The 25,310-nt window shown below is 68.0% G+C and carries 25 protein-coding genes and 2 pseudogenes; 15 read left to right on the top strand and 12 right to left on the bottom strand.

The annotated features are described in order from the left end of the window. From VET27_RS23835 to ctaE, 4 genes and pseudogenes are all read right to left on the bottom strand, one after another. Positions 1 to 181: pseudogene (locus VET27_RS23835) on the bottom strand (cytochrome bc1 complex cytochrome b subunit); the annotation flags it as partial. After that, positions 178 to 1,377, bottom strand: coding sequence for a cytochrome bc1 complex Rieske iron-sulfur subunit (gene qcrA, locus VET27_RS23830; RefSeq protein WP_526522129.1), 1,200 nt, complete (start codon positions 1,375 to 1,377; stop codon positions 178 to 180). The gene qcrA and the pseudogene VET27_RS23835, both read right to left, overlap by 4 nt. Continuing rightward, complete coding sequence (qcrC, locus tag VET27_RS23825) at positions 1,374 to 2,180, bottom strand: cytochrome bc1 complex diheme cytochrome c subunit (protein ID WP_526522127.1); 807 nt, start codon at positions 2,178 to 2,180, stop codon at positions 1,374 to 1,376. The genes qcrA and qcrC overlap by 4 nt, the downstream gene beginning before the upstream one ends. Before the next feature lie 47 nt (positions 2,181 to 2,227). Further along, positions 2,228 to 2,839 (bottom strand): aa3-type cytochrome oxidase subunit III, encoded by a 612-nt coding sequence (gene ctaE / locus VET27_RS23820; protein WP_526522125.1) that lies wholly within the window; start codon positions 2,837 to 2,839, stop codon positions 2,228 to 2,230. A 68-nt stretch (positions 2,840 to 2,907) separates the two neighbouring features. On the opposite strand from ctaE, the gene trpD reads away from it, so the two are divergent. Further along, positions 2,908 to 3,966: an anthranilate phosphoribosyltransferase gene (gene trpD, locus VET27_RS23815; protein WP_526522123.1), complete on the top strand. Its 1,059-nt coding sequence runs from the start codon at positions 2,908 to 2,910 to the stop codon at positions 3,964 to 3,966. Here trpD and VET27_RS23810 read toward each other — a convergent pair. Continuing rightward, positions 3,904 to 5,730 (bottom strand): annotated as a pseudogene (locus VET27_RS23810) (DEDD exonuclease domain-containing protein); the annotation flags it as partial. The gene trpD and the pseudogene VET27_RS23810 overlap by 63 nt on opposite strands. Positions 5,731 to 5,847: 117 nt before the next feature. Here VET27_RS23810 and VET27_RS23805 point away from each other — a divergent pair. The 4 genes from VET27_RS23805 to VET27_RS23790 all read left to right on the top strand — a co-directional run bounded on the left by VET27_RS23805 (position 5,848) and on the right by VET27_RS23790 (position 9,362). Continuing rightward, on the top strand, positions 5,848 to 6,102 hold the full coding sequence (locus tag VET27_RS23805; RefSeq protein WP_526522122.1) for a hypothetical protein: 255 nt from the start codon (positions 5,848 to 5,850) through the stop codon (positions 6,100 to 6,102). Between the two features lie 166 nt (positions 6,103 to 6,268). Beyond that, positions 6,269 to 7,393: a peptidoglycan hydrolase RipC gene (gene ripC, locus VET27_RS23800; protein WP_526522120.1), complete on the top strand. Its 1,125-nt coding sequence runs from the start codon at positions 6,269 to 6,271 to the stop codon at positions 7,391 to 7,393. After that, the gene (locus VET27_RS23795; RefSeq protein WP_526522118.1) at positions 7,362 to 8,210 is read left to right on the top strand and encodes an eCIS core domain-containing protein; all 849 of its coding nucleotides are present in this window, start codon (positions 7,362 to 7,364) and stop codon (positions 8,208 to 8,210) included. The genes ripC and VET27_RS23795 overlap by 32 nt, the downstream gene beginning before the upstream one ends. A 9-nt stretch (positions 8,211 to 8,219) precedes the next feature. Next, positions 8,220 to 9,362: a glycosyltransferase family 4 protein gene (locus VET27_RS23790; protein WP_526522116.1), complete on the top strand. Its 1,143-nt coding sequence runs from the start codon at positions 8,220 to 8,222 to the stop codon at positions 9,360 to 9,362. On the opposite strand, the gene VET27_RS23785 is transcribed toward VET27_RS23790, so the two are convergent. Continuing rightward, positions 9,359 to 11,167 (bottom strand): AMP-dependent synthetase/ligase, encoded by a 1,809-nt coding sequence (locus VET27_RS23785; protein ID WP_526522114.1) that lies wholly within the window; start codon positions 11,165 to 11,167, stop codon positions 9,359 to 9,361. The genes VET27_RS23790 and VET27_RS23785 overlap by 4 nt on opposite strands. 90 nt (positions 11,168 to 11,257) lie before the next feature. Here VET27_RS23785 and VET27_RS23780 point away from each other — a divergent pair, with 90 nt between their 5' ends. The 5 genes from VET27_RS23780 to VET27_RS23760 all read left to right on the top strand — a co-directional run bounded on the left by VET27_RS23780 (position 11,258) and on the right by VET27_RS23760 (position 14,656). Next, entirely contained in the window at positions 11,258 to 11,647 is a 390-nt protein-coding gene (locus VET27_RS23780) for a polyketide cyclase / dehydrase and lipid transport (protein ID WP_526522113.1), read from the top strand. A 109-nt stretch (positions 11,648 to 11,756) separates the two neighbouring features. After that, positions 11,757 to 12,194: an SRPBCC family protein gene (locus VET27_RS23775; protein ID WP_526522111.1), complete on the top strand. Its 438-nt coding sequence runs from the start codon at positions 11,757 to 11,759 to the stop codon at positions 12,192 to 12,194. Beyond that, positions 12,187 to 13,467, top strand: a complete 1,281-nt coding sequence (locus tag VET27_RS23770; RefSeq protein WP_526522141.1) for an ArsA family ATPase — start codon at positions 12,187 to 12,189, stop codon at positions 13,465 to 13,467. Before VET27_RS23775 ends, VET27_RS23770 begins: the two co-directional genes overlap by 8 nt. After that, positions 13,464 to 13,859 carry a hypothetical protein gene (locus VET27_RS23765; protein ID WP_526522109.1) on the top strand — a complete coding sequence of 132 codons (396 nt, stop codon included), beginning with the start codon at positions 13,464 to 13,466 and terminating at the stop codon, positions 13,857 to 13,859. Before VET27_RS23770 ends, VET27_RS23765 begins: the two co-directional genes overlap by 4 nt. Positions 13,860 to 13,918: 59 nt before the next feature. Continuing rightward, entirely contained in the window at positions 13,919 to 14,656 is a 738-nt protein-coding gene (locus tag VET27_RS23760) for a lysophospholipid acyltransferase family protein (protein ID WP_526522107.1), read from the top strand. Here VET27_RS23760 and VET27_RS23755 read toward each other — a convergent pair. Continuing rightward, positions 14,653 to 15,930 carry a glycosyltransferase 87 family protein gene (locus VET27_RS23755; RefSeq protein WP_526522105.1) on the bottom strand — a complete coding sequence of 426 codons (1,278 nt, stop codon included), beginning with the start codon at positions 15,928 to 15,930 and terminating at the stop codon, positions 14,653 to 14,655. The genes VET27_RS23760 and VET27_RS23755 overlap by 4 nt on opposite strands. An 84-nt stretch (positions 15,931 to 16,014) precedes the next feature. On the opposite strand from VET27_RS23755, the gene VET27_RS23750 reads away from it, so the two are divergent. The 3 genes from VET27_RS23750 (at position 16,015) to VET27_RS23740 (ending at position 18,862) form a co-directional block, all read left to right on the top strand. Next, entirely contained in the window at positions 16,015 to 16,896 is an 882-nt protein-coding gene (locus VET27_RS23750; protein ID WP_526522100.1) for a hypothetical protein, read from the top strand. Then, positions 16,893 to 17,414: a polyadenylate-specific 3'-exoribonuclease AS gene (locus VET27_RS23745; RefSeq protein ID WP_526522098.1), complete on the top strand. Its 522-nt coding sequence runs from the start codon at positions 16,893 to 16,895 to the stop codon at positions 17,412 to 17,414. The genes VET27_RS23750 and VET27_RS23745 overlap by 4 nt, the downstream gene beginning before the upstream one ends. 62 nt (positions 17,415 to 17,476) lie before the next feature. Continuing rightward, complete coding sequence (locus tag VET27_RS23740; protein WP_526522096.1) at positions 17,477 to 18,862, top strand: class II 3-deoxy-7-phosphoheptulonate synthase; 1,386 nt, start codon at positions 17,477 to 17,479, stop codon at positions 18,860 to 18,862. On the opposite strand, the gene VET27_RS23735 is transcribed toward VET27_RS23740, so the two are convergent. Then, on the bottom strand, positions 18,859 to 20,061 hold the full coding sequence (locus VET27_RS23735; RefSeq protein WP_526522094.1) for a protein kinase domain-containing protein: 1,203 nt from the start codon (positions 20,059 to 20,061) through the stop codon (positions 18,859 to 18,861). The genes VET27_RS23740 and VET27_RS23735 overlap by 4 nt on opposite strands. Before the next feature lie 23 nt (positions 20,062 to 20,084). On the opposite strand from VET27_RS23735, the gene VET27_RS23730 reads away from it, so the two are divergent. Next, positions 20,085 to 20,489 carry an Rv2175c family DNA-binding protein gene (locus VET27_RS23730; RefSeq protein ID WP_526522092.1) on the top strand — a complete coding sequence of 135 codons (405 nt, stop codon included), beginning with the start codon at positions 20,085 to 20,087 and terminating at the stop codon, positions 20,487 to 20,489. Here the strand turns inward: VET27_RS23730 and VET27_RS23725 are convergent. The 4 genes from VET27_RS23725 to VET27_RS23710 all read right to left on the bottom strand — a co-directional run bounded on the left by VET27_RS23725 (position 20,483) and on the right by VET27_RS23710 (position 24,511). Further along, a complete protein-coding gene (locus VET27_RS23725; protein WP_526522090.1) occupies positions 20,483 to 22,027 on the bottom strand; it encodes an alpha-(1->6)-mannopyranosyltransferase A in 1,545 nt (514 codons plus the stop codon). The two genes, VET27_RS23730 and VET27_RS23725, sit on opposite strands and share 7 nt — an antisense overlap. A 5-nt stretch (positions 22,028 to 22,032) precedes the next feature. After that, on the bottom strand, positions 22,033 to 23,094 hold the full coding sequence (idsA2, locus tag VET27_RS23720) for a bifunctional (2E,6E)-farnesyl/geranyl diphosphate synthase (RefSeq protein ID WP_526522139.1): 1,062 nt from the start codon (positions 23,092 to 23,094) through the stop codon (positions 22,033 to 22,035). A gap of 115 nt (positions 23,095 to 23,209) precedes the next feature. Then, a complete protein-coding gene (locus VET27_RS23715) occupies positions 23,210 to 23,827 on the bottom strand; it encodes an LppM family (lipo)protein (protein WP_526522137.1) in 618 nt (205 codons plus the stop codon). Positions 23,828 to 23,911: 84 nt separating this feature from the next. Then, the gene (locus VET27_RS23710) at positions 23,912 to 24,511 is read right to left on the bottom strand and encodes a GNAT family N-acetyltransferase (protein WP_526522088.1); all 600 of its coding nucleotides are present in this window, start codon (positions 24,509 to 24,511) and stop codon (positions 23,912 to 23,914) included. A 231-nt stretch (positions 24,512 to 24,742) separates the two neighbouring features. Here VET27_RS23710 and VET27_RS23705 point away from each other — a divergent pair, with 231 nt between their 5' ends. Beyond that, positions 24,743 to 25,144 (top strand): SCO2097 family morphological protein, encoded by a 402-nt coding sequence (locus tag VET27_RS23705; protein WP_526522086.1) that lies wholly within the window; start codon positions 24,743 to 24,745, stop codon positions 25,142 to 25,144. The last annotated feature ends 166 nt before the right edge of the window (positions 25,145 to 25,310 follow it).

Raw genomic sequence — 25,310 nt, 5'->3', positions numbered from 1 at the left:
TCAGGTACACCCCGGTGAGCAGCAGCACGATGAAGCTGTACAGCGCGATCTCCCCGAGCAGGAACGACCAGTGCGTCGGGAACACCTTGTTCAGCTGACGCCGCACCGCCGCAGACGGGTGATACCGCGAATCGATCGCATTGCCTTGATCTGCTGCCAAGTCAGCGAGTTTGGGACTCATGATGTTCGCTCCCAGAATGCCGGTCCGACGGGTTCGATGAAGTCTCCGTTTGCCACCAGATACCCATCCTTGTCGATGGTGATCGGTAGCTGTGCCAAGGCGCGGGCCGCCGGGCCGAAGATGGGCCTCGCGAAGTGCAGCGCGTCGAACTGCGACTGGTGGCACGGGCAGAGGATGCGGTAGGTCTGCTGTTCGAACAGCGAGGAGGGGCAACCCAGGTGCGAGCACACCTTGGTGAAGGCGAACAGGTCGCCGAAGTTGAAGCTCTCCTGGCCCTGGCGCTTGACGGCCCGTTTCATGTCCTCGGGCCGGATACGGATCAGCATGACCGGGTTTCGCACGCCCATGGCGATCTCGGTGAGCAGCTCGTGAGACTCGAACGTGGAGCCGTCACCGTCGGACGCCCGCCACGGGAACACCGTCTCCATGCCTCCGGCGTCGATGTCCTCCGGGCGCATCCTGACGAACGGTGAGCTGCCGGGCTGGCCGGTGGCGCGTGCCATGTAGATGGTCTCACCGTTGAACCGCGGGGTCCAACCGGACGTCCACAACACGGCCTTCTTGCCTTCGGCCGTCGGGACCACGGGCTTCCACGGGTTCTTGATGATGCCGCCGATGAACGCCACGGCAGTGCCCAGTCCGAAGGCGCCGAGCCCTATGCCGAGCGACAAGCCGATCAGCTTGCGGCGCTTGAGGGTCGAGCCCTCCAGCGCGTCGGTGAGGTTGGCCGCCGCGGTCCTGCGCTGGATCTCGGGGGAGGCGCCGTCGTGGCGGTCCTGGATCGAGATCTCCTCGGGGATGAACTTCTTCTGGAAGAGCACCGCGCCGATCCCGATCGCCAGGACCGACAGTCCGAACGTCAGCCCGTACAGCGGGGTGGCCAGGCTGTACACGATCTCGCCGGCGGAGCCGTACGGCTGGTACTCCCACGGCCAGAACAGGAACACCAGAAGCAGTGCCAGCCCCAGGAAGCCGCCGAACAGAAGCCAGTAGGCCACCGTGCGCTCGGCCCGCTTCTCGGCCTTGGTGCCCTCGATGGGCCAGCGCGCCTCCATGAAGACGGTCTCGACGCCGTCCATCCTGCCGCCGAGCGCGACGAGTTCCTCACGCGACATCTTCGCCAGTTCGGCGTCGGTTGGTTGACCGGGAACCCCGGCCTGGCCCGGAGTGTCAGTGCCCTTCACGTCGTCGCTCATGCGCGCGATCCCACCCACATAGCGGCGCCGATGACGGCGACCATCCCGATGATCCAAGCCGCCATGCCTTCAGGCGCGGGGCCGAAGCCGCCCAGGCCGTAGCCGCCCGGGTCGGGCGTATTGGAGGCCATGCGGACGTACGCGACGATGTCGTGCTTTTCCTCCGGGCTGAGTTGGCGGTCGGAGAACTTCGGCATGTTCTGCGGGCCGGTGAGCATCGCCGTGTAGATCTGCGCAGGGGTGGCCTGGTCGAGAGGCGGCGCGTACTTGCCCGAGGACAAGGCACCACCCTTGCCGGTGAAGTTGTGGCACGACGCGCAGTTGAGCCGGAACAGGTCGCCGCCGCGGGCGACGTCGTTGCCGATCAGACTGCTGTCGGCCACGGCGCCGTTGGCGTCGCGGGGGGTGACGGGTCCGCCGCCGGTGGCTTGCACGTATGCGCCGATCGCATCGACCTGGTGCTCGTCGAAGACCGGGTCCTTGCGCTGGGCCTGGGCCTCGCCGCGCACCGCAGGCATGCGACCGGTGCCCACCTGGAAGTAGACCGCCGCCTCGCCGGTGCCGATCAGGCTCGGTCCGCGATCGGGAACGCCCTGAAGGTTGGCGCCGTGGCACGTCACGCAAGCCGTCTCAAAGAGCTGCTTGCCCGTGCGCAACAGTGCCAGGCTCGACTCATCGGCCACGGCTACCTGCGGCTTGGGCGTCAGGGTGGCCGCGATGCCACCTGCCACGAGAAGTCCGGTCAGCAGCAGAAGTGCTGCCGACACACGTCGGCGTAGCCGACGGCGAGACTTGCTGCTCATCGAACCCCTTCTCATCGGCCGTTTGGGCGGCGGCGTGTCCGTGGAACTCATCGAACGAAGTAGATGACGGCGAACAGCGCGATCCACACGATGTCGACGAAGTGCCAGTAGTAGGACACGACGATCGCAGCGGTGGCTTGCGCCGGGGTGAACTTGCTCATGCGCGTGCGCGCCAGCAGGAAAAGAAAGGCGATGAGACCGCCGATGACGTGGAGGCCGTGGAATCCGGTCGCCAGGTAGAAGACCGACCCGTAGGCGCTGCCGGGAATCGTGGTCCCGGTGGTGACGAGGTGGTAATACTCGTAGCCCTGACCGGCGACGAAGAACGCGCCCATGAAGAAGGTCAGCAGGTACCAGCGGCGCAGTCCGAAGACGTCACCGCGCTCGGCGGCGAAGACACCCATCTGGCAAGTGAACGAGGAGGCGATCAGCACCAGCGTGACCGGCACCGCCTGCACCAGGTTCAGCTCAGTGGGCGATGGTGGCCAGTCACCTGCGGCTTGCGCCCGCGCGGTGAAGTACATCGCGAACAGTCCAGCAAAGAACATCAACTCGCTGGAAAGCCACACGATGGTGCCGACACTTACCATGTTGGGACGGTTCAGCGAATGCACACGCGCAGTGATCGCGGTTCCCGACGTCCCTACAGCACTCGTCACATCAAGAAGTATGACGCTTTGTAGTTGTTGAACTCCACCCGGGGCACGACATTCGTAATAATCAATTCGTGACATCCGAGGATTCGACGACCTGGCCGCAGATTCTCGGCCGCCTGACTACCGGGCGCACGCTCGAAGGTGGGCAAGCGGGGTGGGCCATGGACCAGATCATGACCGGTGCGGCGACGCCGGCTCAGATCGCCGGATTCGCGGTCTCGATCAAGATGAAGGGCCCCACCTCGGCGGAGGTGAAGGAACTCGCCGACACGATGCTCCGGCACGCGCGCCGGGTGCCGACCGACGTCATCGGAACGGCGGCCGTGGACGTGGTCGGCACCGGCGGTGACGGTGCCAACACGGTGAATCTGTCCACGATGGCCTCGATCGTGGTGGCGGCGAGCGGCGTGCCCGTCGTCAAGCACGGCAACCGGGCGGCGTCGTCGCTGTCGGGCGGCGCCGACACGCTCGAAGCCCTCGGCGTGCGCATCGACCTGGGTCCGGACGACGTGGCGCGGTGCGTCGCCGAAGTCGGCATCGGCTTCGCGTTCGCCCCTCAGTTCCACCCGTCGTACCGGCACGCCTCGGCGGTGCGTCGCGAAATCGGCGTCCCCACCGTCTTCAATCTCCTTGGGCCGCTGACGAATCCGGCGGCGCCGCGGGCGGGTCTCATCGGATGCGCGTGGGGCGACCTCGCCGAGGTGATGGCAGGCGTGTTCGCCACGCGCGGTTCCAGTGTGCTGGTGGTGCATGGCGACGACGGCCTCGACGAATTGACCACGACCACGACGAGCACCATCTGGCGCGTACAGGCGGGCACCGTCGAGCGGTTGACGTTCGACCCGGGCGCCTTCGGCTTCGACCGCGCCCATCTGAGCGAGTTGACGGGTGGCGACGCCGAGGCCAACGCCGCGTCGGTCCGCGAGGTGTTCGGTGGCGACAAGGGCGCCGTCCGCGACGCGGTGATCCTGAACGCCGCGGGCGCCATGGTGGCTTACGCCGGGCTATCCAGTGACGCCAAATGGGTGCCTGCGTGGGAGGCCGGCCTCGCGCGGGCCGCCGAGGCGATCGACTCGGGGGCGGCCGAAGAGCTGCTCGCGCGTTGGGTGCGGTTCACTCATCAGCTCTGACGCCTCGGTCTGCCTGGCTGCGATTCGCGCGGAACGCGCCGTCGCCGCCCACGCTGCGTGCCTGCCCGCGGCGGCCACCGGCGTGGCATAGCCGATTCCGGAGGCCGTCTCGGCGCGCACGATGCGTACCCCCGGCTGGGTCAGCCAGCGCGCAATGAGGGCGGTCTCCTCCACGAAGGCGCCGCCCAGATGCGCTTCAGCGGGCAGAATCGACTGTGCCGCAGCGCATATCGCGTCGACGACCGGCATCGGAGGCACTCCCCGACGCGCGTTGCCCGCGGCCGCGAGCTGACCGCTCCTGACGATCGCGAGGTGCCAGCCGCCTGCGCCGTCCGGCCTGGCGGCGACGAGTTCGTCGACCGCGACCAGGGCGTGTAGTCGTTGGCCCCGCCAGACGGTGTCGATCGCGGTGGCGGTGTGATCGCGGAACCGTGCGGCGGTTTCGTACTTGCCGCGCGCCGCCAACAGGCCGATGTGGGCGAGTGCCTCCGACAGCGCCGAGTCGTCCGCTCCCGCGATGAGATCGGCTGCCCGTGCGGGGGCGGCGGCATAGACGGCCGCCGGCACGTCGCGTGCGGCCGGGCACGGAGACAGCTCGACTTCGGGGCAGGCCGGCCCGTGGAGCGCCGAACGGGCCAGCCGGGTGGTGCAGGTCCGCACCCCGGTGAAGCGGGCCAGCAGCGCGGCGGTCTCGACGGCGTCGGCGCGAGCGCGGAACGGGCCGATCGCCCGGTCGTGAGTGGGCGACCGGACCACCGAGAACCTGGGGAAGGCCTCATCGGTCAGCACCACCCACCACCACCGGTGCGGGAACTTCGATCGCCGGTTGTACGGGGGAGCGTGCGCGGCGAGCAGCCTCAGCTCGCGCACGCCCGCCTCGAGTTCGTGCGCGCACTCGACGTGGTCGACCCGCGTGGTGAGCGACGCCATCTCCTTCATGCGGGTGCGCGGGTCCGCGCCGGTGAAGTACTGCCCGACGCGACGCCTCAGGTCGACGGCGGTGCCTACGTACAGCACCTCGTCGGAGGGGCCACGGAACATGTACACGCCGGGTCGCCTGGGCAGTCCGGTGGCCAGATGTCGGTTGCGTCGCTGGGCGGGCGTCACGTCGGGCAGATAGGAACGGAGGTCGGCGTAGGTCTGGATGCCCTGGTTGCCGACGCGTTCGATGAGCGCGTGCAGCACGTCGACGGTGGCGCGCGCGTCGTCCAGGGCACGGTGCGTCGGCCTGGTGCTCGCGCCGAACAGCTGCGCCAGCGCCGACAGTCGGACGCTTGGGGCTTCGTCACGGGTCAGCACCCGGCGTGCCAGCTTCACGGTGCACAGCACGGGAGGTCGCTTCCACGGCAGCTGCAGGCGTTCGGCAGCGGCGCGCAGGAAGCCCACGTCGAACCCGGCGTTGTGGGCCACCAGCACCGCGCCGCCCGAGAACTCCAGGAAAGCCGGCAGCACGGAGTCGATGGTTGGGGCATTGCACACCATGGCCGTCGTGATGCCGGTGAGCGTGACGATCTGCGGGGGGATCGAGCGACCGGGGTCCACCAGGGTGGCGAGCTCGCCGAGCACCTCGCCACCGCGCACCTTGACCGCGCCGATCTCCGTGATCGCGTCGTAACCCTCGCCATTCTCGTCGCCCCGGGCCCGGCCGCCGGTGGTCTCCAGGTCGACGATGACGAAGGTCGTGTCGCGCAACGAGACGTCGGCCAGCCCGTCGGGCAGCCCATCGAAGACCGCATCGACGTCGCCGAAGCTCAACTGGCCCATGGCTGGGACCGTAGGCCCCCCGACCGACACCTGCTCACATCGATGTCATTCGCGTCTCCGAGCTTGTCGGTGGTCGTCGTTAACGTGCGCCATGACTCGAATGAGAGGAGTGCGGCCATGACTCGAGCAGAGACAGGACCGGACCTGCCAGAACCGTCGGGGTCGGACGCCGGGACCCTGCACATCGACTGTGACGACTGCGCGGTGCGCGGACACGGGTGCAAGGACTGTGTCGTCAGTGTTTTACTCGGCGTTCCCGAGACGTTGCTGGCGGATGAGCGCCGAGCGCTAGAGGTGCTCGCAGACGCCGGATTGGCGCCTCGGCTACGGTTGGTTCCGATTCACCGGAGGCGCGCCGACGGCGTTGCCTAGCGACGCCGACAGCCGCGGGCAGCGAAAAATTCCCGTCGCGCCTGTTAAGTTTGCGTCCTCTGTTGGACAACCCCGATGCCGTTTCGTAACCTATCTGAGACCTAACGCAGTTCGAGCGGCTCGCTTACGGCAGTTTGAAGGACGCGAAATCTTGAGGTTTGACGCCATGCACCGGAGCACACGTGGTCTTCGGCGACCGATTGTTGGTGCCATAGCAGGGCTGATGGTCTTTGGCGGTGTGCTCGCGGGAAGTTCGCAGGCGGACCCTGCAGACGATGCGTTGGCAAAGCTCAACGAGCTCTCTCGACGGGCCGAGCAGACCACCGAGGCGATGCACAGCGCCGAGCTGGATCTCGGCAACAAGCAGCAAGCGCAGCAGGCGGCCGAGCGGAAGCATGCCGCGGACCTCGCCGCCGCCGACACGACCAAGGCGCAATTGGCAACCTTCCAGATGTCGGTCGACAGGGTTGCTGCGGCTCAGTACATGGGTGGTCGCACCGACGGGCTGGACGCGATGTTGACCGCCAGTTCGCCACAGGGCCTCATCGATCAACTGGCAGTGCAGCGCGTGATGGCCACCGAGATGTCGGTGCAGATGCAGAATTTCAAGAGCAGCAGCGTGCTGGCTAACAAGGCCGAGTTGGAGTCCGCTAATTCGGCTGCCGACGCCAAGACCGCCGCCGAGCAGGCCGCAGCGGTGCGCGCGGACCTGCAATCCAAGCAAAGCAAACTGCAAGTGCAGATGGCCATCGTCAAGTCGCAATACACGGCACTGACTCCGGCTCAGCGCGAGGCCCTGGCCGCGATTCCGCCCGCTCCGCCCGCGCCCGCACCGGATGCCCCGCCGCCTCCCGCCGGCGCCGACGTACTCGCTGCCGCGCCCGGCGGCATCAACCCCGGTGACTTGGCGCCACCCGAGGGTGCCGTCCCCGCTCTTCCTGCCGACGGAGAGGGCATGGTCGCCGTACAGGCTGCGCTGACCCGGATCGGTTCGCCCTATTCCTGGGGCGCGGCGGGCCCAGGTGCGTTCGACTGCTCGGGCCTCGTCATGTGGGCCTTCGGCCAGGCCGGCGTCAACCTCCCGCACTCCAGCCAGGCACTGGCGCAGGGTGGGCAGCCGGTGTCGATGGACCAGATGCAGCCCGGCGACCTCGTCACCTACTACTCGGACGCCTCGCACGTGGGCATCTACATCGGCGACGGGATGATGGTGCACGCCTCGACGTACGGCACACCGGTGCGGGTCGCCCCGGTGGGCAATGCGCCGATTCACAACGTCCGTCGTTACTGAGCGGCCGCTAGTCGGCCTGCTGCTGCTGGCCGAGTTGGCCGCCGCCGTGGTGCTGATCGCGAGTCCGCTCGGCGATGCGCGACACCCGGAACAAGGCCCGCCCACCGCCACGCACGCCTCGCTCGACGTGCCGACGACGCCGACCGACCCACTCACCCTTGGCGACGGCCGCACCGTCTCGCTGATGGCGCTCGGGGGAGCCCACACGGCCGATCTCGAGAGCCGGGTCTGGGGTGAACTCGACGGCGCCGCGGACGCGGTCACGGCGTTCTGGGGCGACGACTGGCAACGCAACGTCGTCGTGGTGCTCACCCGCACCGATGAGGAGTTCCGCGCACTCGCGGCCGGTGAGCCGGACATCGCCGCCGCGACGACGGGGCAGCGGATCGTCTTCGCGCCCGGAGCGAGCTCGATGAGCGATGCCTCCCTGCGAATAGTCCTACGCCACGAGCTCTTTCACTACGCCGCCCGTGGACGTACGGCGGCTGACGCACCGCGCTGGCTCACCGAGGGCGTCGCGGACTTCGTCGGCAGGCCACCGACACCGATGCCCGGATCCGAGCGGGCCGCCGAACTGGCGCAGCTTCCGACGGACGCCGACCTGGAAACTCCGGGCGCGGTCCGATCGCTGGCCTACGACAGGGCGTGGTGGTTCAGTCGGTTCGTCGCGAGCCGCTACGGCGCCGAGACGCTGCGCAGGCTCTACGTCACCGCATGCGGAACCGGCCATCCCGACCAGGCGACCGCCATCGAGGACACCCTCGGCGCGGACACCCCCCAGGTGCTCGCGGCGTGGCGCGCCTGGCTCAGCGGATAGCCTTCCGCGATGGCCCGAGTCCTGCTGGTGACGAATGACTTTCCGCCGCGTCGCGGAGGCATCCAGTCCTATCTCGAGAATCTGGTCGCGGAACTCGTCAAGGCCGGTCGGCACTCGCTGGTGGTGTACGCGCCGAAGTGGGAGGGCGACGGTGACTACGACGAGCGGGCCCGCGCCACCGGCGTCGAGGTCGTGCGTCACCCGACGACGTTGATGATTCCGGAGCCCTCGGTGGCGCTGCGGATGCGAAGGCTGATCAACGGCCACGACATCGACACGGTGTGGTTCGGCGCCGCCGCGCCCCTCGCGCTGCTGTCACCGCTGGCACGGGAGGCCGGGGCGAAGCGGGTGATCGCCAGCACGCACGGGCACGAGGTGGGCTGGTCGATGCTTCCGGTGGCGCGAACGGCATTGCGGCGCATCGGAAACGACACCGACGTCGTCACGTTCATCAGCCAGTACACCCGCAGCCGGTTCGCCGCCGCGTTCGGGCCTGCCGCCGCACTGGAACACCTCGCCCCCGGGGTCGACACGGACTTCTTCGAGCCCGACTCGGTGGCCAGGGCCGAACTGCGGGCCCGGTACGGGCTGGGCGACCGCCCCGTCGTCGTGTGCGTTTCGCGACTGGTGCGACGCAAGGGGCAGGACATGCTCATCCGGGCGCTGCCCGCGATCCGCCAGCGCGTGTCCGGGGCAACCCTCGTCATCGTCGGCGGTGGGCCCTACCGGGACGACCTTCGCCGCCTCGCCTACGGGTTCGGCGTCGCCGAGCACGTGGTCTTCACCGAGGGAGTGCCTGCCGGCGAGTTGCCTGCCCACCACGCGATGGCCGACGTCTTCGCGATGCCCTGCCGCACCCGTGGCTCCGGGCTCGACGTCGAGGGCTTCGGCATCGTCTACCTGGAGGCGTCGGCGATGGGCGTGCCGGTCGTCGCGGGCAGGTCCGGCGGCGCACCGGAGGCCGTCGTCGACGGGGAGACCGGTCTGGTGGTCGACGGCTGGGACGTCGGAGCGATCGCCGCCGCCGTCGGAGACCTGCTGGGGAACCCAGACCGTGCCGCGGCGATGGGCAGCGCGGGTCGACAGTGGGTCGTCGACAACTGCCAGTGGCGGTTCAAGGCGGAGCGCCTCTCGGAACTGCTTGCCGGTTAGTGCCCGGCCTTGGCGTAGAGGGCGTCGATGTCGCTGGCGAACTTCTCGGCGACCACCTTGCGCTTGACCTTCAACGTGGGGGTCAGCTCGCCGGTGTCCTCGGTGAAGTCGACGGGCAGGATGCGGAACTTGCGAATCGACTCGGCATGCGACACCGCCTGGTTGGCATCCTTGACGGCCAGGTCGATCTCTGCGAGCAGATCGGGATCCTCGGCGAGATCGCCGACGGTGGCCGACGCGTCCTTGCCATTGCGCTGCTTCCAACCGGGGAAGGCCTCGGGGTCGATGGTGACTAGGGCCGCGATGAACGGTTGCGCGTCGCCGACGGCCATGGCCTGACTGATCAACGGATGCGCCCGCAGCCGATCCTCGAGCAGCGCTGGGGCGACGTTCTTGCCGCCCGCCGTCACGATGATCTCCTTCTTGCGGCCCACGATGGTGAGAAAGCCCTCGTCGTCGATCGCTCCGAGATCGCCCGTGTGGAACCAGCCGTCGGTGAACGCCGCGTCGGTCTCGGTCTGGTTGTGCCAGTAACCGCTGAACACGACACCGCCGGTGACGAGGAGTTCGCCGTCGCCGCCCAGGCGCATGCTGTTGCCCGGCAACAACTTTCCGACTGAGCCGACCTTCACGTCGCGCACGCGGTTGACGGTGATGGCCGCGCTGGTCTCGGTCAGGCCGTAGCCCTCGTAGATGGTCAGGCCGACGCCGCGGTAGAAGTGCCCGAGTCGGGCGCCCAGCGGCGCACCGCCGGAGATTGCGGCGTGGCAGTTGCCGCCCAGTGCCGCCCGTAGCTTTCCGTAGACCAGCCGGTCGAAGAGCGCGTGCTTGAGCTTCAGCAGCAGGCCCGCACCACCGGTGGCCTGGGCCTGGCTCCACTCGATCGCGGTGTTGGCGGCGGCGGTGAAGATCTTGGCCTTGCCGCCGTCATTGGCGTTCTGCTCGGCCGTGTTGTAGACCTTCTCGAACACGCGGGGCACCGAGACCACCAGCGTCGGCTTGAACACCCCGAGTGTGGGCACCAGGTTCTTGACGTCGCTGGTGAACCCGAGCGTGACCTTGTTGCTGAATGCCGCGATCGTGATGGCGCGGGCCAGCACGTGGGCCAGTGGGAGGAACACCAGGAGCTTCTCGCCCTTGTCCAGCAGCGCCGGGAAACATGCCTTGGCGCCGCGCATCTCGTGCAGAAGGTTCGAGTGCGTCAGCTGGCAGCCCTTGGGCTTGCCGGTGGTGCCCGAGGTGTAGACGAGCGTCGCGACGTCCGCGGACTTGATGGCCTCGAGTCGCTCCCGGACAGATTCCGGCGCCGTGCCCTTGCCGATCCGCGCGAGCTCGTCGAGGGCGGCCGGACCCGTGCCGTCGATGCGATACACGTGGCGCAGATCGGGCAGTTCGGCCTTCAGCTGCTCGATCTTCTGAAAGTGCTCCTCGGTCTCGGCGAACGCCGCGACCGCTCCCGAGTCGGACAGCACGAACCGCACCTGCTCGGCCGAGCTGGTCTCGTAGATCGGAACGGTGACCGCGCCGATGGACAGGATCGCGAAGTCGATGATGGGCCACTCGTAGCGCGTCGCCGACAGGATCGCCACCCGGTCGCCCGGCTCGACGCCCTCGGCAATCAAACCCAGTGCGGTCGAACGCACTTGGTCGGCGACCTGGGCACACGTCACGTCGGTCCACGATCCGCCGACGAGGCGCTGGATGACGACCTGGTCGGGATCGTCGGCCTCGTGGGAGAACACGGAGCTGACGACGGTGTCGTGCTCGCCGACGTTGAACGCTACGGGGACACTGAACTCGCGCACGATCTTGGCCCTCTCGGACGGGTACTTTGTCGATCCAGCGTAGTCGGCCGCCGAAGACCGGCGTGGGCGCATGTGTGAAGGTGGTGGGCGATGAACAGCATCCAGGTCGCGGACGAGACGTTCGTGTGCGCAGACCCGGCCGACGTGGGCAGGGCAGTCGCGGACCCCGCGAGTTGGCGCCGTTGGTGGCCCGACCTACGGCTGTCGGTCGTCGAGGACAGGGGTCCCGCGGGGCAGCGCTGGACCGTAACGGGTGCGCTCACCGGCACGATGGAGATCTGGTTGGAGGCGTCCTTCGACGGCGTGATCCTGCACTACTTCATGCATGCCGAACCTTCGGGGGTGGCGGCCTGGCAGTTGGCCAAGATGAACCTCGCCAAGGCGAACCATCAGCGCCGCGTGGCAGGCAAGAGGATGGCGTTCGAGGTCAAGCAGACGCTCGAGGAGTCGCGCAAGGTCGGAGTGTCCCGGCTGGCGTGAGCGAGCCAACCACGGGTATGCAACAAGCCTCAGGGCAATTGATGCGGGTACATTTCTGTGCGAAGGACGTCAGTCCAGCAGCGCACGAGCGACCCGGGGAAGAGATCACGTGGCGGACAAGACTGCGCAGACGATCTACATCGACGCCGATCCGTCGACGGTGATGGACGTCATCGCCGACATCGGCTCGTATCCGGACTGGGTGGCGGAGTACAAGGAGACCGAGGTCCTCGAGACCGACGACGAGGGTTATCCAAAGACGGCTCGCCTGGTACTGGACGCCGCCGTGCTCAAGGACACCATGGTGTTGGCCTACACTTGGCCGCCCGACTACGCCTCGGTGAAGTGGTCGTTGGTGTCCAGTTCCTTGTTGAGGGCGCTAGACGGGGCATACCTGTTGTCTCCAAAGGGTTCTGGTACCGACGTGACCTATGAGTTGTCGGTCGACCTGGTCATTCCGATGATCGGTCTGCTCAAACGCAAGGCCGAGCGCAGGCTCACCGACACCGCACTGAAGGATCTCAAGAAACGAGTCGAGGCTGACTGAGAGCAGCGACCCGGTCGAACCTCCCGCAACCGGCAGCGCCAGGATCAGCCTCTTCGTCGGCAAGGGTGGAGTGGGCAAGTCCACGCTGGCGACGGCCACTGCGGTGCGTGATGCGCGCAACGGCCTGCGTGTGCTCATCGTGTCGACCGACCAGGCCCACTCCACGGGCGACGTGTTGGGTACCAGCGTGGTCCCGACGGGCGAGCGAAACCCGTCGAGGGTCCTCGCCGACGAATTCGACGCAGGCGGAGGGTTCCTCGACGCCCTCGCCTTGGACACCCTGGCGCTACTGGAACAGCGGTGGCGGCAGGTGGCGGGTGTACTCGCCGCCCGCTTTCCGGAGTCCGATCTCGGAGACGTTGCTCCCGAAGAGCTTTCGGCACTGCCGGGAATCCAGGAGGTGTTGGGGCTCGACGAGGTCGGTGAGCTGGCCGCGTCGGGTCGGTGGGATCACGTCGTCGTCGACTGCGCGTCCACGGCGGATGCCATGCGCATGCTCACCCTCCCCGCCACCTTCGGCCTCTATCTCGAGCGGGCGTGGCCGCGGCACCGCAGGCTGTCACTGGCCGCCAGTGACGCCACCTCGTCGGGGGTCGTCGAGCTGCTGGAACGGATCACCGCGGCCACCGATCGCCTCGGTGAGCTGCTCACCGACTCCTCGCGCGTGAGCGCGCACCTCGTGCTCACCGCCGAGCGGGTGGTGGCCGCCGAGGCGGCCCGTACGCTGGGCTCGCTCGCGCTGATGGGGGTATCGGTCGACGAACTCATCGTCAATCAGATTCTGGTGCAGGATGACTCGTTCGAGTATCGGAACCTGCCCGAGCATCCGGCGTTCGACTGGTACACCGAGCGGATCGCCGAGCAGCGCGTCGTCCTCGACGAGGTGAACGCGACGATCGGTGACGTCAAGCTGGTGCTCGTCCCGCATCTGGCGGGGGAACCGATCGGGCCGAAGGCGCTCGCCGAGCTACTCGACAGCGCCAGGCAGCGGGAGGGCTCGGCGCCGCCGGGACCCGTGCGGCCGGTGGTCGACCGCGAATCCGGATCCGGGCTCGAAGCGGTGTACCGGATGCGGCTAGAGTTGCCGCACGTCGATCCGGGCGCCTTGGCGCTGGGCCGGGTCGACGACGACCTGATCATCGGCGCCGGAGGCACGCGCCGCCGGGTTCGGTTGGCGTCCGTGCTGCGGAGATGCACCGTGGTGGACGCGCAGCTGCGCGGCAGCGAACTGACGGTACGTTTTCGACCCAACCCGGAGGTGTGGCCGGCGTGAGTGAGTCCCACACCGACATACCCACCGAGCTGCGGCAGTTGGCGCAGTCGATCATGGACCGCCTCGACCCTGCCGTGAGGCTGGCCGCCGCCCGCGCCGCCTCGGGCAGTGAGGGCAAGTGCGAACAGGTCTGGTGCCCGGTGTGCGCCCTGGCCGCGTTGGTGACCGGTGAGCGGCACCCGCTGCTGACCGTGATCGCCGAGCACAGCGTCGCCCTGTTGGCCGTCGTCCGCGCGATGACCGATGCCATGGATTCGGACGACGCAGGCGGACCCGCCGCGCCGGCACCGCCGACAGACCCGTCGGGACCGGACGGCCCGGGACCCGACGGCGATCCGCCGTCGCCCGGACCCGGCCGCTATCAGCACATCCCCGTCACCGTCGAGGACTGAGCGGCTACTGGGTACAGTTGTCGCAGGGCTCCGTCCGGGCGCCCGCCGCGGGAGGCTCGATGTGGTATTGGCTGTTAAAGTACATCTTCATGGGCCCCCTGCTGCAATTGCTGGGCCGCCCGAAAGTGCAAGGGCTGGAGCATGTTCCGAGTTCCGGTGCCGTCATCCTGGCCAGTAACCACCTCGCGGTCGCCGACAGCTTCTACAAGTGCCTGGTGGTTCGGCGCAGAATCACCTACCTGGCCAAGGCCGAGTACTTCACCGGCACCGGCATCAAGGGCTGGTTCACCCGCTGGTTCTACAGCGCCGCCGGCCAGGTGCCCATCGACCGAACCGACGCCGACGCCGCCCTCGCCGCGCTGGCCACCGCGGGGCGCATCCTGGGCCAGGGCAAGGTGCTCGGGATGTACCCCGAGGGCACCCGCTCGCCAGATGGACGCCTCTACAAGGGCAAGACGGGTATCGCCCGGCTGGCGCTGGAAACCGGCGTTCCCGTGATCCCGGTGGCGATGGTCGGCACCGACGCCGTCAATCCGCCCGGGTCCAAGATGTGGCGGTTCGGACGGGTCGAGGTCCGGTTCGGCAAGCCCATGGACTTCACCCGGTTCGAAGGTCTGGCGGGCAACCGGTTCATCGAACGCGCCGTCATCGACGAGGTGATGTACGAGCTGATGCAGCTCTCCGGCCAGGAGTACGTCGACCTGTACGCCGCGGACGTGAAGGAGGCGCTGGAGGGTGGCGCCGACGAGTCGGACTGCAAGCCGCCTGCGCGCATCCCCACGGCTGCTGCGGGTTAACCCGAGGCGTGCGCGGGCGCGGCGTCACTGATCACCTGCGTGCCGTCCCGCCCCCGGAGGGTGACGGCCCCCGCGACGACGATGAGAGCAAGCGCCCACCAGACGTAGGAGCCGCCGAGCAGCTGGCGCCAGAGCGCCGCGGACGTCTCCTGGTGTTCGGTCATCAGGTGGATCGGCGCAAAGTACGTCAGGAGCACTCCGGTGGCGCTTACCATGCCCATCGCAATGCTGCGGTGGCGCACCGCGAGCACGCCCGTCACCAGAACGGCGGGGAGCGCCCACACCCAGTGGTGCGACCACGACACTGGCGACACCACCAAACCGAACATCGCGACGCAGATCAGCGCGAGCACGGACTGGTCGCCCGAGCGCAGCACGCGGCGCACCGCCCACACCGTCAATCCCAGCACGGCGAAGCAGGCGAGCAGCCAGATCACGAAGCGCGGCGTCTCGCCCAGGCCGAGGCGGGCCAGGGTGCCTGCGATGTTTTGGTTGGTGAGATACGTGGCGGTGCCGATCCGATCGGTGTCACGCACCGTCTCGGTCCAGTATTGCCAGGAGTCGCGCGCGGCCACCAGGAACCCGACCGCCGTCGCCAGGATGGCGGAGGCCACGCTCGTCAACAGGGCCCGGGTGTCCCGACGCAGCAGGAAGTACAGCAGGAACACGGCGGGCGTCAGCTTGAGCGCGATGGCCAAACCGAGGAGCAGCCCCCGCGGCCACGGAGTCTTGCGCGGCACGCAATCGGCGATCACCAGGGTCATCAGGACGACGTTGATCTGGCCGAACTCGAAGTTGGACCTGATGGGCTCCAGGTAGACCACGGCCGGGGCGACGATCGCCGCTGCCAGCCAGCATCTCCTGCGCCACGCCGCTCCCGAGATCACCGCCGACCGCTCCCACACCCTCAGGCGGGTGAGCACGATCATCGTGGTGACCAGCAGCAACAACAAGGTGATGACGGTGATCGTCGCACTCGCTGCGTCCAGCGACAGCCACGCGAAGGGGGAGAAGACGGCGGCCGCGAGCGGCGGGTAGGTGAACGGCAGATTCAGGCCCGCTTCGGTGTGGAAGAGCACACCGTCGCTGTAGAGCGACGCGCCGTCGAGCCACGCCCGGCCGCCCATCCGGTAGACGTCGATGTCGATGCGGTACGGGGTGGTGGCCAGCAGTTGACGGCCCGCGGCGATCACCCCGGCGATCACTAGCAGCTGAAACAGGCGCCATGCCACGGTTGGCCACCACGTCCCGCTGGGGAGCTGCCGAATTCTCATCTCGCGGACAAGAGTATCGGTGCCCGTCGGCGCGTCGGGGACCATCCTGTCCACGACGCGCGCTGGTCGGCGTAAGTTTTGCCCGTGTTCGACGATTGGAAGTTCGACTTCGGACTCGACTTGGCGATCCCGCCGGGTCGATTGCCCCTGCTGTGGTGCCTGATCTCGTTCCTGCTGACGTTTCTGGTGACCCGAACGATCGTCCGATACATCCGTCACAGCGCCGACAACGACACGCCGCCCAAGTGGTGGCAGCCACGCAATATCGGGCACGGCACCGTCCACATCCACCACGCGATCATCGGCGTCATCCTCGTCATGGTGTCCGGGGTGACGATGGTGACCCTCGCGGTCGACGGGGGCGTGCCCGAATTCACCGCGGCCGCAATCTTCTTCGGGATGGGCGCCGCCCTGGTGCTCGATGAGTTCGCCCTGATCCTGCACCTCGAGGACGTGTACTGGTCCGAAGACGGTCGGACGTCCGTGGACGCGGTGTTCGCGGCCATCGCCGTGGCGGGGCTGTTGATCCTCGGCTTCAACCCGCTGTCCTTCTTCGACATCGACATCTGGCGCGAGGACCAGACGCTGCTGGCCCGCGCCACCGTCGTGGGAGTCGCCCTCATCACCCTCGGCCTCGCGGTGGTGGTGCTCCTCAAGGGCAAGGTGTGGACGGGTCTGGTCGGGATGTTCATCACCCCGCTCCTGATCATCGGCGCGATGAGGCTGTCGCGCCCCCACGCGCCCTGGGCGCGGTGGCGTTACGGAAAGCGGCCGAAGAAGATGCACCGCGCCATGGAGCGGGAGCGTCGACAGCGGCGTCCCGTCGTCCAGGCCAAGCTGTGGCTGCAGCATGTCGTCGCGGGCGAGCCGCACTTCCCCGACGATCACGAGGTCGAGGCTCAGCTCGACCGGGAGATCCATCCGGCGCCGGCGCCGGTCGCCGCGACCACGGAAGCGGCCGGATGAAGTACTTCTACGACACCGAGTTCATCGACAACGGCCGCACCATCGAACTGATCTCGATCGGGGTGGCAGCCGAAGACGGTCGCGAATACTACGCGATATCAACGGAATTCGACCCCGACCGGGCCGGCGCCTGGGTGCGCAAGCACGTGCTGCCGAAGCTTCCGTCGCCGTCGTCGAAACTGTGGCGGTCCCGGCGACAGATCCGGTCGGACCTCGAGGACTTCTTCGAGATCGACGGTGACGAGACGATCGAACTCTGGGCGTGGGTGGGCGCCTACGACCACGTCGTGCTCTGTCAGCTCTGGGGGCCGATGACCGACCTGCCGCCCGCGATCCCCAGGTTCACCAGGGAGCTGCACCAGTTCTGGGAGGAGCGGGGTTCCCCGCGCATGCCCCCGCGACCCCGTGACGCACACGACGCGCTCGTGGACGCCCGACACAACATGACCAGGTTCCGGCTCATGACGGCGCACCTCACCGACGAGGATGACGACGGGGCCTGGGCGGCACGCGCCTGAACTGCGGGTATGGGCGGGCACGGGTGGCGAGACCCGCATCCGTGCGCGGTTACCATGGACGGGTGAACTGGACCGTCGACGTACCCATCGACCAGCTGCCGGAGCTTCCGCCGCTATCGCACGACCTTCGCGAGCGGCTCGATGCTGCCCTGGCCAAGCCAGCCGCCCAACAACCCAGCTGGCCCGCCGACCAGGCCAAGGCGATGCGGACGGTGCTGGAGAGCGTGCCGCCGGTGACCGTGCCCTCGGAGATCGAGCGGCTCAAGGGCCACCTCGCCGACGTCGCGCGTGGCGAGGCATTCCTGCTGCAGGGCGGCGATTGCGCCGAAACGTTCGTCGACAACACCGAGCCGCACATCCGCGCCAACATCCGCACGCTACTGCAGATGGCCGTGGTGCTGACCTACGGCGCGAGCATGCCGGTGGTCAAAGTCGCCCGCATCGCGGGTCAGTACGCCAAGCCGCGCTCCGCCGACATCGACGCGCTGGGGCTGAAGTCCTACCGCGGCGACATGATCAACGGGTTCGCGCCCGACGCATCGGTCCGCGCCCACGATGCCTCACGTCTGGTGCGGGCCTACGCCAACGCCAGTGCGGCCATGAACCTGGTGCGGGCCCTGACGTCGTCGGGGTTGGCGTCGCTGGAGTCGGTGCACGACTGGAACCGGGAATTCGTCCGTACCTCGCCCGCGGGCGCCCGGTACGAGGCGCTGGCCGCCGAGATCGACCGTGCGCTGCGGTTCATGAGCGCGTGTGGGGTCAACGATCGCAACCTGCAGACCGCGGAGATCTACGCCAGCCACGAAGCGCTGGTGCTCGATTACGAGCGCGCGATGCTGCGGCTCTCCGACGAGGACGGCACGCCCAAGCTGTACGACCTGTCGGCGCACTACGTCTGGATCGGCGACCGCACCCGTCAGCTCGACGGCGCGCACGTGGCCTTCGCCGAGGTGATCTCCAACCCGATCGGCGTGAAGATCGGTCCGAGCATGACGCCGGAACTGGCCGTCGAGTACGTCGAACGGCTCGATCCGCACAATCAGCCCGGTCGCCTGACGCTGGTCAGCAGGCTGGGCAACGGCAAGGTGCGCGACCTGCTGCCGCCGATCATCGAGAAGGTGCAGGCTACCGGACATCAGGTGATCTGGCAGTGCGATCCGATGCACGGAAACACCCACGAGTCGTCGACCGGCTACAAGACTCGTCACTTCGATCGCATCGTCGACGAAGTCCAGGGCTTCTTCGAGGTGCACCGCTCGCTTGGCACCCATCCCGGTGGCATTCACGTCGAGATCACCGGCGAGAACGTCACCGAGTGTCTTGGTGGGGCACAAGACATTTCGGACTCCGACCTGGCTGGCCGCTACGAGACGGCATGCGACCCGCGGCTCAACACACAGCAGTCGCTGGAACTGGCGTTCCTCGTCGCGGAGATGCTGCGGGACTAGATCAGGCCCTGCACGTGGCTGCCAAGGGTCCACGCGCCGGCGGCCACCAGCGCGGTGAGCGTGAGGATGGCCACCAGCCAGAACAGCACGATGCGTCGACTGCGTTGCCTGGCCCACTCCAGCTCATCGATGTCGATACCGGCGAACTGGCCTGGTGCGGAACGGCTTTCGGGCCGAATCGGCTCCCAGTCGTCGGTTCCGCGCGTCATCTCCCTGGTGTGCTGCCGCGGTGGCGTCGGCGGAGCGGTGGTCTGGGTGGTGTGGTCGTCCTGCTGAATGCGGCTGTGGTACTCCTCCGACGCCACGTGCTGCGCCGAATTTCGCGGTGCGGGCACGCGGAACGGCGGGAGGCCGAGTTCGTCGACGATCGTGTGCAATTCGGCGCCCATGGCCCCCGCGTCGGCGTACCGGTCGCCGGGACTTCGCCTCGTCGCCCGCGACACCAGCTGGTCGAACTGCGGCGGTACGCCCGCGATCGCGGCGCCGGGCGGGGGTACGTCGTTGTCCATCCGCTGGTACGCGACCGTGAGGGCGCTGTCGCCCGTGAACGGTGTGGTGCCGGTAAGCAATTCGTAGGCGAGGATGCCCACGCCGTAGACGTCGCTCTCCGGTCCTGCGTCACCCGTGCCCACCTGTTCTGGTGACAGGTAGGCCGCAGTGCCAAGGATCACACTGGTCGAGGTGATCTTGGCCTCGGCGACGGCTCGGACCAGACCGAAGTCCGCGATCTTGACCTCGCCGTCGTCGGAGATCAACACGTTCTCCGGCTTGACGTCGCGGTGGACCAGGCCCGCCCGGTGCGCCGCGCCGAGACCGCCGAGGATCGGCGACAGCACGGCGGCGACGGCGTGGGGTGGCATCGGGCCGCGTTCGGCGAGCAGTTCGCGCAGCGTGCCACCCTCGATGAGCTCCATGACCAGGAACGGGTGCTGGTCGTCGATGCCCTGGTCATAGACGGCGACGAGGCCGGGGTCCTTGAGGCGGGCCACCGCGCGTGCTTCGCGCTGGAACCGGACGAGGAACTGCTGGTCGCCCGCATAGCGTGAATCCATGACCTTGAGAGCCACCGGTCGGTCCAGCCGTAGGTCGAGTCCGCGGTACACGGAGGACATGCCTCCGGTGGCGATGATGGCGTCCACGCGGTAGCGCCCGTCCAAGACGATGCCGACGAGCGGGTCCGATCGTTGACTGGTACCCACGCGTGCATCTTAGACTCGGTCCCGTGAGCAACATTCCGGCTGCCGACGACGTTCTGGACCCCGACGAAGCCGTCTACGACCTACCCGCCGTGGCGTCCATCCTCGGCATCCCGGTGACCAAGGTGCACCAGCATCTCCGGCAGAAGCACCTCATCGGGGTGCGTCGCGACGGGGTTCTGGTGGTGCCGAAGATCTTCTTCGACGACAGCGGGCACGTCGTCAAGAGTTTGTCGGGCCTCCTGGTGGTTCTGCACGACGGCGGATACCACGACACCGAGATCGTGCGATGGCTGTTCACGCCCGACGCCTCGCTCACCATCAGCCGGGACGGGTTGGGAGAAGCCCAGCCCAACGCCCGGCCGGTCGACGCGCTGCACTCGCACCAGGCGCGCGAGGTGGTGCGCCGCGCCCAGGCGATGGCCTACTGAGCGTTCTGCGCCTTCTCGGCTTCGGACGTCTCCGGGGTCGGGGCCTTCGCCAGCGAGTACCACGCCGCCACTGCGCACGCGGTGGCCAGCGCGACGTGCAGCCACGAATACATGCCATGTGACCCATCGGGTTTGAAGATCACCATGATCCACGTCGAGAAGCCGGCGATCACCGCGATCGCCTGCCTGCTCTGCGCCAGCGCCGACAGCACGGCCAGCGGCCACGTGTAGTACCACGGCAGCGCCGCGGGCACGAACAGCACCACGACGAGCATCGCCAGCGCGATCCCCGTCAATGCCTCACGGTCGTCGTGCCGGAACCGCCACCACAGCAAGGGAAGTGAGATGGCGATGACGGCGATGCCGATGATCCGGGTGACCTCGAGTACGGCGTAGAAGTTCACCGGCAGGAACAGGCCACCGACCGCATTGACGAGGTTGGCCGCCGCGGTGGGCACCGTGAGCCAGTTGATGATCTTGACCGAACCGGCGAGCGCGGTGAGCCAACCGAGTCCGACGCCGGCAAGCCAGGACAGGACGGCGAACACCACGACGAAGATCAGCGCCGACGCCGCCGTGGCGATGCCGAAGGCGCGCACCGACCCGAGGCCGCGTTCGTCCCGCAATCGGCGCATCCACATCCACACCATGAAGGGCAGTGCGATTCCCGCCGTCGCCTTGACCGCGACCGCGATCGCGATGAGGCCGACGCCCCAGACGGGTCTGTCCTGCAGGGTCAGGGCGATGGCAGCCATCATCAGGCCGACCATCAGCATCTCGTTGTGGACGCCACCCATCAGGTGGATGATCACCAGCGGGTTGAGAACGCAGATCCAAAGTGCGGCAGGCCCGCTGGCTCCCACGTGGCGCGCGATTCGCGGTGCCGCCCAGATCAGCATGACCAGGCCCGGCAGCATGCACAGCCGGAGCAGCATGGTGCCCGCGATGACGTGGTCGCCGACCACCATCGTGACGAACTTCGCCACCAGGATGAACACGGGGCCGTAAGGAGCAGTGGTCGTGGTCCAGATCGGACTCACGTCGTCGAGCAGCGGGTTGGGGTTCTCGATGGGACCGACGACGTACGGGTCGAAACCGTCGCGCAGCAGTGCGCCCTGCGCGAGATAGGAATACGTGTCGCGACTGAACACGGGCACGCTCGGCAGCAGCGGGGTCAGCCAGAAGCCCGTCGTCGCGAGCATCGTGTACTTGGTGGCGGTGCGGTCGACGACCCGTCGACCGAGCCAGAGCCAGGCCACCAGCATGGCCGCGACGCCACCCCACAGCAGCACCGAGGAGACCACCAGGCCGTGGCCGAAGCGCAGCCACGACAGTTGAATCGACTCGAGCACGGGGTCGTGCAGTCGGGTGCTGCCCGCACCGAGGCCGCCCAGGGTGATCAATACGGCGCCGAGGCAACCGAGAAGGGCAGGTCGGCCGTCCTGCGACGCGGCAAATGCGGTCAGTCGCGAGACGTGCTGGGCGAGTCCGGTTCTCGGTTGTCGCGGGGCAGTCGGGGCGGGGGTCGGAGTCGTCATTCGCCTCAGGCGGACCGGTTCGACGCCAATCTGGCGAGCTCGGCCAGACCGACCTTGGCGGTGACGTCGATGGGCGCTGCGTCGAGCAGGGCCAGGGCCTGTCCGGTGAGGAGTTCGATGCGGTCCTCCACCGCGGCGAGCGCACCGACCGATTCGATGACCTGACACAGTTCCCGCACCTGCGCGTTGGACAGGTCGGTGCCGATCGACGTGCGCAACAGCTTGGCCGCCAAGGGATCTGTTTGGTCGGCCCGCTCGACGGCCTCGGCGAGCAACACGGTGCGCTTGCCCGATCTCAGGTCGTCGCCCGAGGGCTTCCCGGTGACCGCGGGGTCGCCGAACACGCCGAGTACGTCGTCGCGCAGCTGAAACGCCACGCCGAGGTCCGTACCCATGGCGTGGAAGGTTGCCTGCATCTCGGGTCGGTCGGCCGCTGCCGCCGCGCCGAGCTGCAGCGGCCGCGACACCGTGTAGGAGGCGGTCTTGTAGGTGTTGACGTTCATCGCCGACTCCACCGTCTCCGCACCGCTGGCCTCGGCGACGATGTCGAGGTACTGGCCGCCGAGAACCTCGGTCCGGATGTCGGCCCAAACCCGTTGGACGCGGCGGTGGGCGTCGGGCGGCAGATCGGCCGAGGTGATGATGTCGTCCGCCCACACCAACGAGAGGTCACCGAGCAGGATGGCCGTCGACAAGCCGAACTGTTCGGACGAGCCGTGCCAGTTCCGCTTCCGGTGCCGGTCGGCGAACAGTCGGTGCACCGTCGGCAGTCCGCGCCGAGTGGCGGAGGCGTCGATGACGTCGTCGTGCACCAGCGCGCACGCGTGCAGCAACTCCAGTGCCGAGCACAGGAGCAGCACGTCCGAGTCGGCGGCGCGACCGGCGGGCGCGACGGCCCGCCACCCCCAGTAGGCGAACGCGGGACGCAGGCGTTTGCCGCCGCGCAGGACGAACTCCTCGAGTGCGGCCGTCATCTCGGCGTAGTGATCACCGATGTATGCGGCGTCGCGTCGACGAGCGCGGAGATACTCCCGCAGTCGTTCGGTTACGGCGCCCACCAACTCCATGGCCGACGGTGCCGCGGCAGACTCCACGCTCAGCACTGGCCCCTTTCACTACCCCAAAGTGCCTTCAGCCTAGAGCGTGCGGACGGGTTGGGAGCAAGTCAGGGCACCGCAGGCGTCAGCGTGGCTCGTGCGGGTTGGGTATGACGGGGCTGCGGTCGCGGCTCCTCCAGGCGACGCCCCCGATGATCCCGGCGACCAAGAAGGCGGCGATACCCAGCCAGATTGCTGCACCGGTGAACGACCGCGCGCTGGGGTCGGTGTAGCGGGCCTGGGCGTTCATCGTGCTGACGACGCCCGGTTTGAGCGTCCACTGGACGACGTCCGAGGAGACCTGGTCGCCGTTGGTGGACGTGACGTCACCGGGGAAGGCCACGTTGAGCGACACGTCGGCGTCGGGGTCGTTGAGCAAGGTGAGGTCGGCGCGGCCCTCGAGGATGACGAGGTCGCCGGCCCGACGCAGCGAGATGTCGACGCCGGCGGCGTCGCGGTTCATGTTCGCGAGTTGCGGCAGCTCGGCGAACGTGAGGTCGGAGAACACGGCCTGGGAGCCGACATAGTCGTCGCGGGCGTAGGACGAGACCGACACCTTGTTGCCGAAGGGCAGGCTGTTGAGCAGCTGGGGGCCCTTGTCGTCGTCGTTCTTCTGCTTGGCCGCTGCGATGATCTGGCCCGACACCCTGTCGTCTGGCGACACCGTGATGGACGCGCGTACCCGGACGCACCCGGCGATCATGGGCGCGATGAGCACCAGCAACAGCAGGGCGAGCAGGCGCTTGCGGCGGGGTGGCACCCCGATATGGTGCCAGACCGGCACGTCCTACAGCGGCAGTTCGCGGCCGAGGATGGCGAACGGCCTCGGGTCTCCCGCGAAGTGATAACCACGGATGACGTCGGTGAACCCCAGCCGTCGGTACAGCCGCCAGGCGCGGTTGGCCTCTCCGTTGCTCTCGGGCGTCGAGAGCAGCACGTGGGGTTCCCGACGTCCGGACAGCAGACGCCGGGTGAGCGCCTCGCCGAGGCCGCGACCCTGCGCCTCGGGGTGAATGTGCAGCTCGGTGAGCTCGAAGTAACTGGTCATCAGCTCTGCGATGCTTGCCGTGCCTGCGCCGCCTCGCTCCAGACCCTGCACCACCTGCTGTTGCCACCACTGATCCGGCGCGCCGCAGTACCCGTAGGCCACGCCCAGCATGCGGGCAGCGCTCAACGCCGGTCCGTCCTGGTCATCTGCGGAATCGTTCGGAGCCTCGACGGCTGCGACCGCCGTCCAACCCCTCCTGCGGGTGTGCTCCAGCCACATCGAGGCGCGCTGATCCTCGGTGCCGCGGGGATATCGCATCGCGTCGACGTAGATGCCCAGTGCGTCCCCGAGGCGTCGCTGCATGTCGCCGGGTGACAGGTCGATGAGGAACGTGGCCAACCTTTTGGTGCCCTTCGCGCTATTGCCGAGTCGACGTCATTATCCGGTCAGCGATGCAGTATCTCGCCACCGGCGGGCCACCAACTACAATCGAGATGCGAACAAGGTGGTACGGGTCGGATTCTGCTCGTATCATGTGGTTCAGGTGCCCCGCAAAACGCGGGCGTACGGAATTCGAAGGCACGGCCGCGGTTTCGCGGGCGCAGCAGGGACGCAACATGGGAGGCACGGATGCCACTCTCCGATCATGAGCAGCGCATGCTCGACCAGATCGAGAGCGCACTTTATGCCGAGGATCCCAAGTTCGCGTCGAGCGTGCGCGGCGGGAACCTGCGGGCACCATCGGCCCGGCGGCGACTCCAAGGGGCGGTCGTCTTCATCGTCGGCCTTGCGCTACTGATATGCGGCGTCGCCTTCCGCGCCACTCAGATCAGCGGGTTTCCGATTCTGAGCGTTTTCGGCTTCATCCTGATGTTCGGCGGCGTGGTGTTCGCGATCACGGGTCCGAGGGTGGCGGGTGGCCGCGACGGTGCCGCTCCTGAGCCGGGTTCCGCTCGGCAGAAGCGTGCCAAGGGCAACAACTCGTTCTCCAGTCGCATGGAGGATAGGTTCCGCCGCCGCTTCGAGGAATGAAGTCCGCGGGACTTCAGGGCAGCTCCGTAAGGGGCTGCCCTTCTTCTTTGCCGAGCGACACGCCGTAGCCGGCGCGCGCCGGCCGACCGGTCCACCGATGCGCCCCACCACGCCCCACTGCCGGCGCCATGGGTGCCCAGCTGCACTTATTCGTCGCACGCCGTGG

This window comes from Mycobacterium sp., assembly GCF_035633495.1.
Taxonomy (GTDB): domain Bacteria; phylum Actinomycetota; class Actinomycetes; order Mycobacteriales; family Mycobacteriaceae; genus Mycobacterium.
This window is presented reverse-complemented; position numbering and strand designations above follow the sequence as displayed.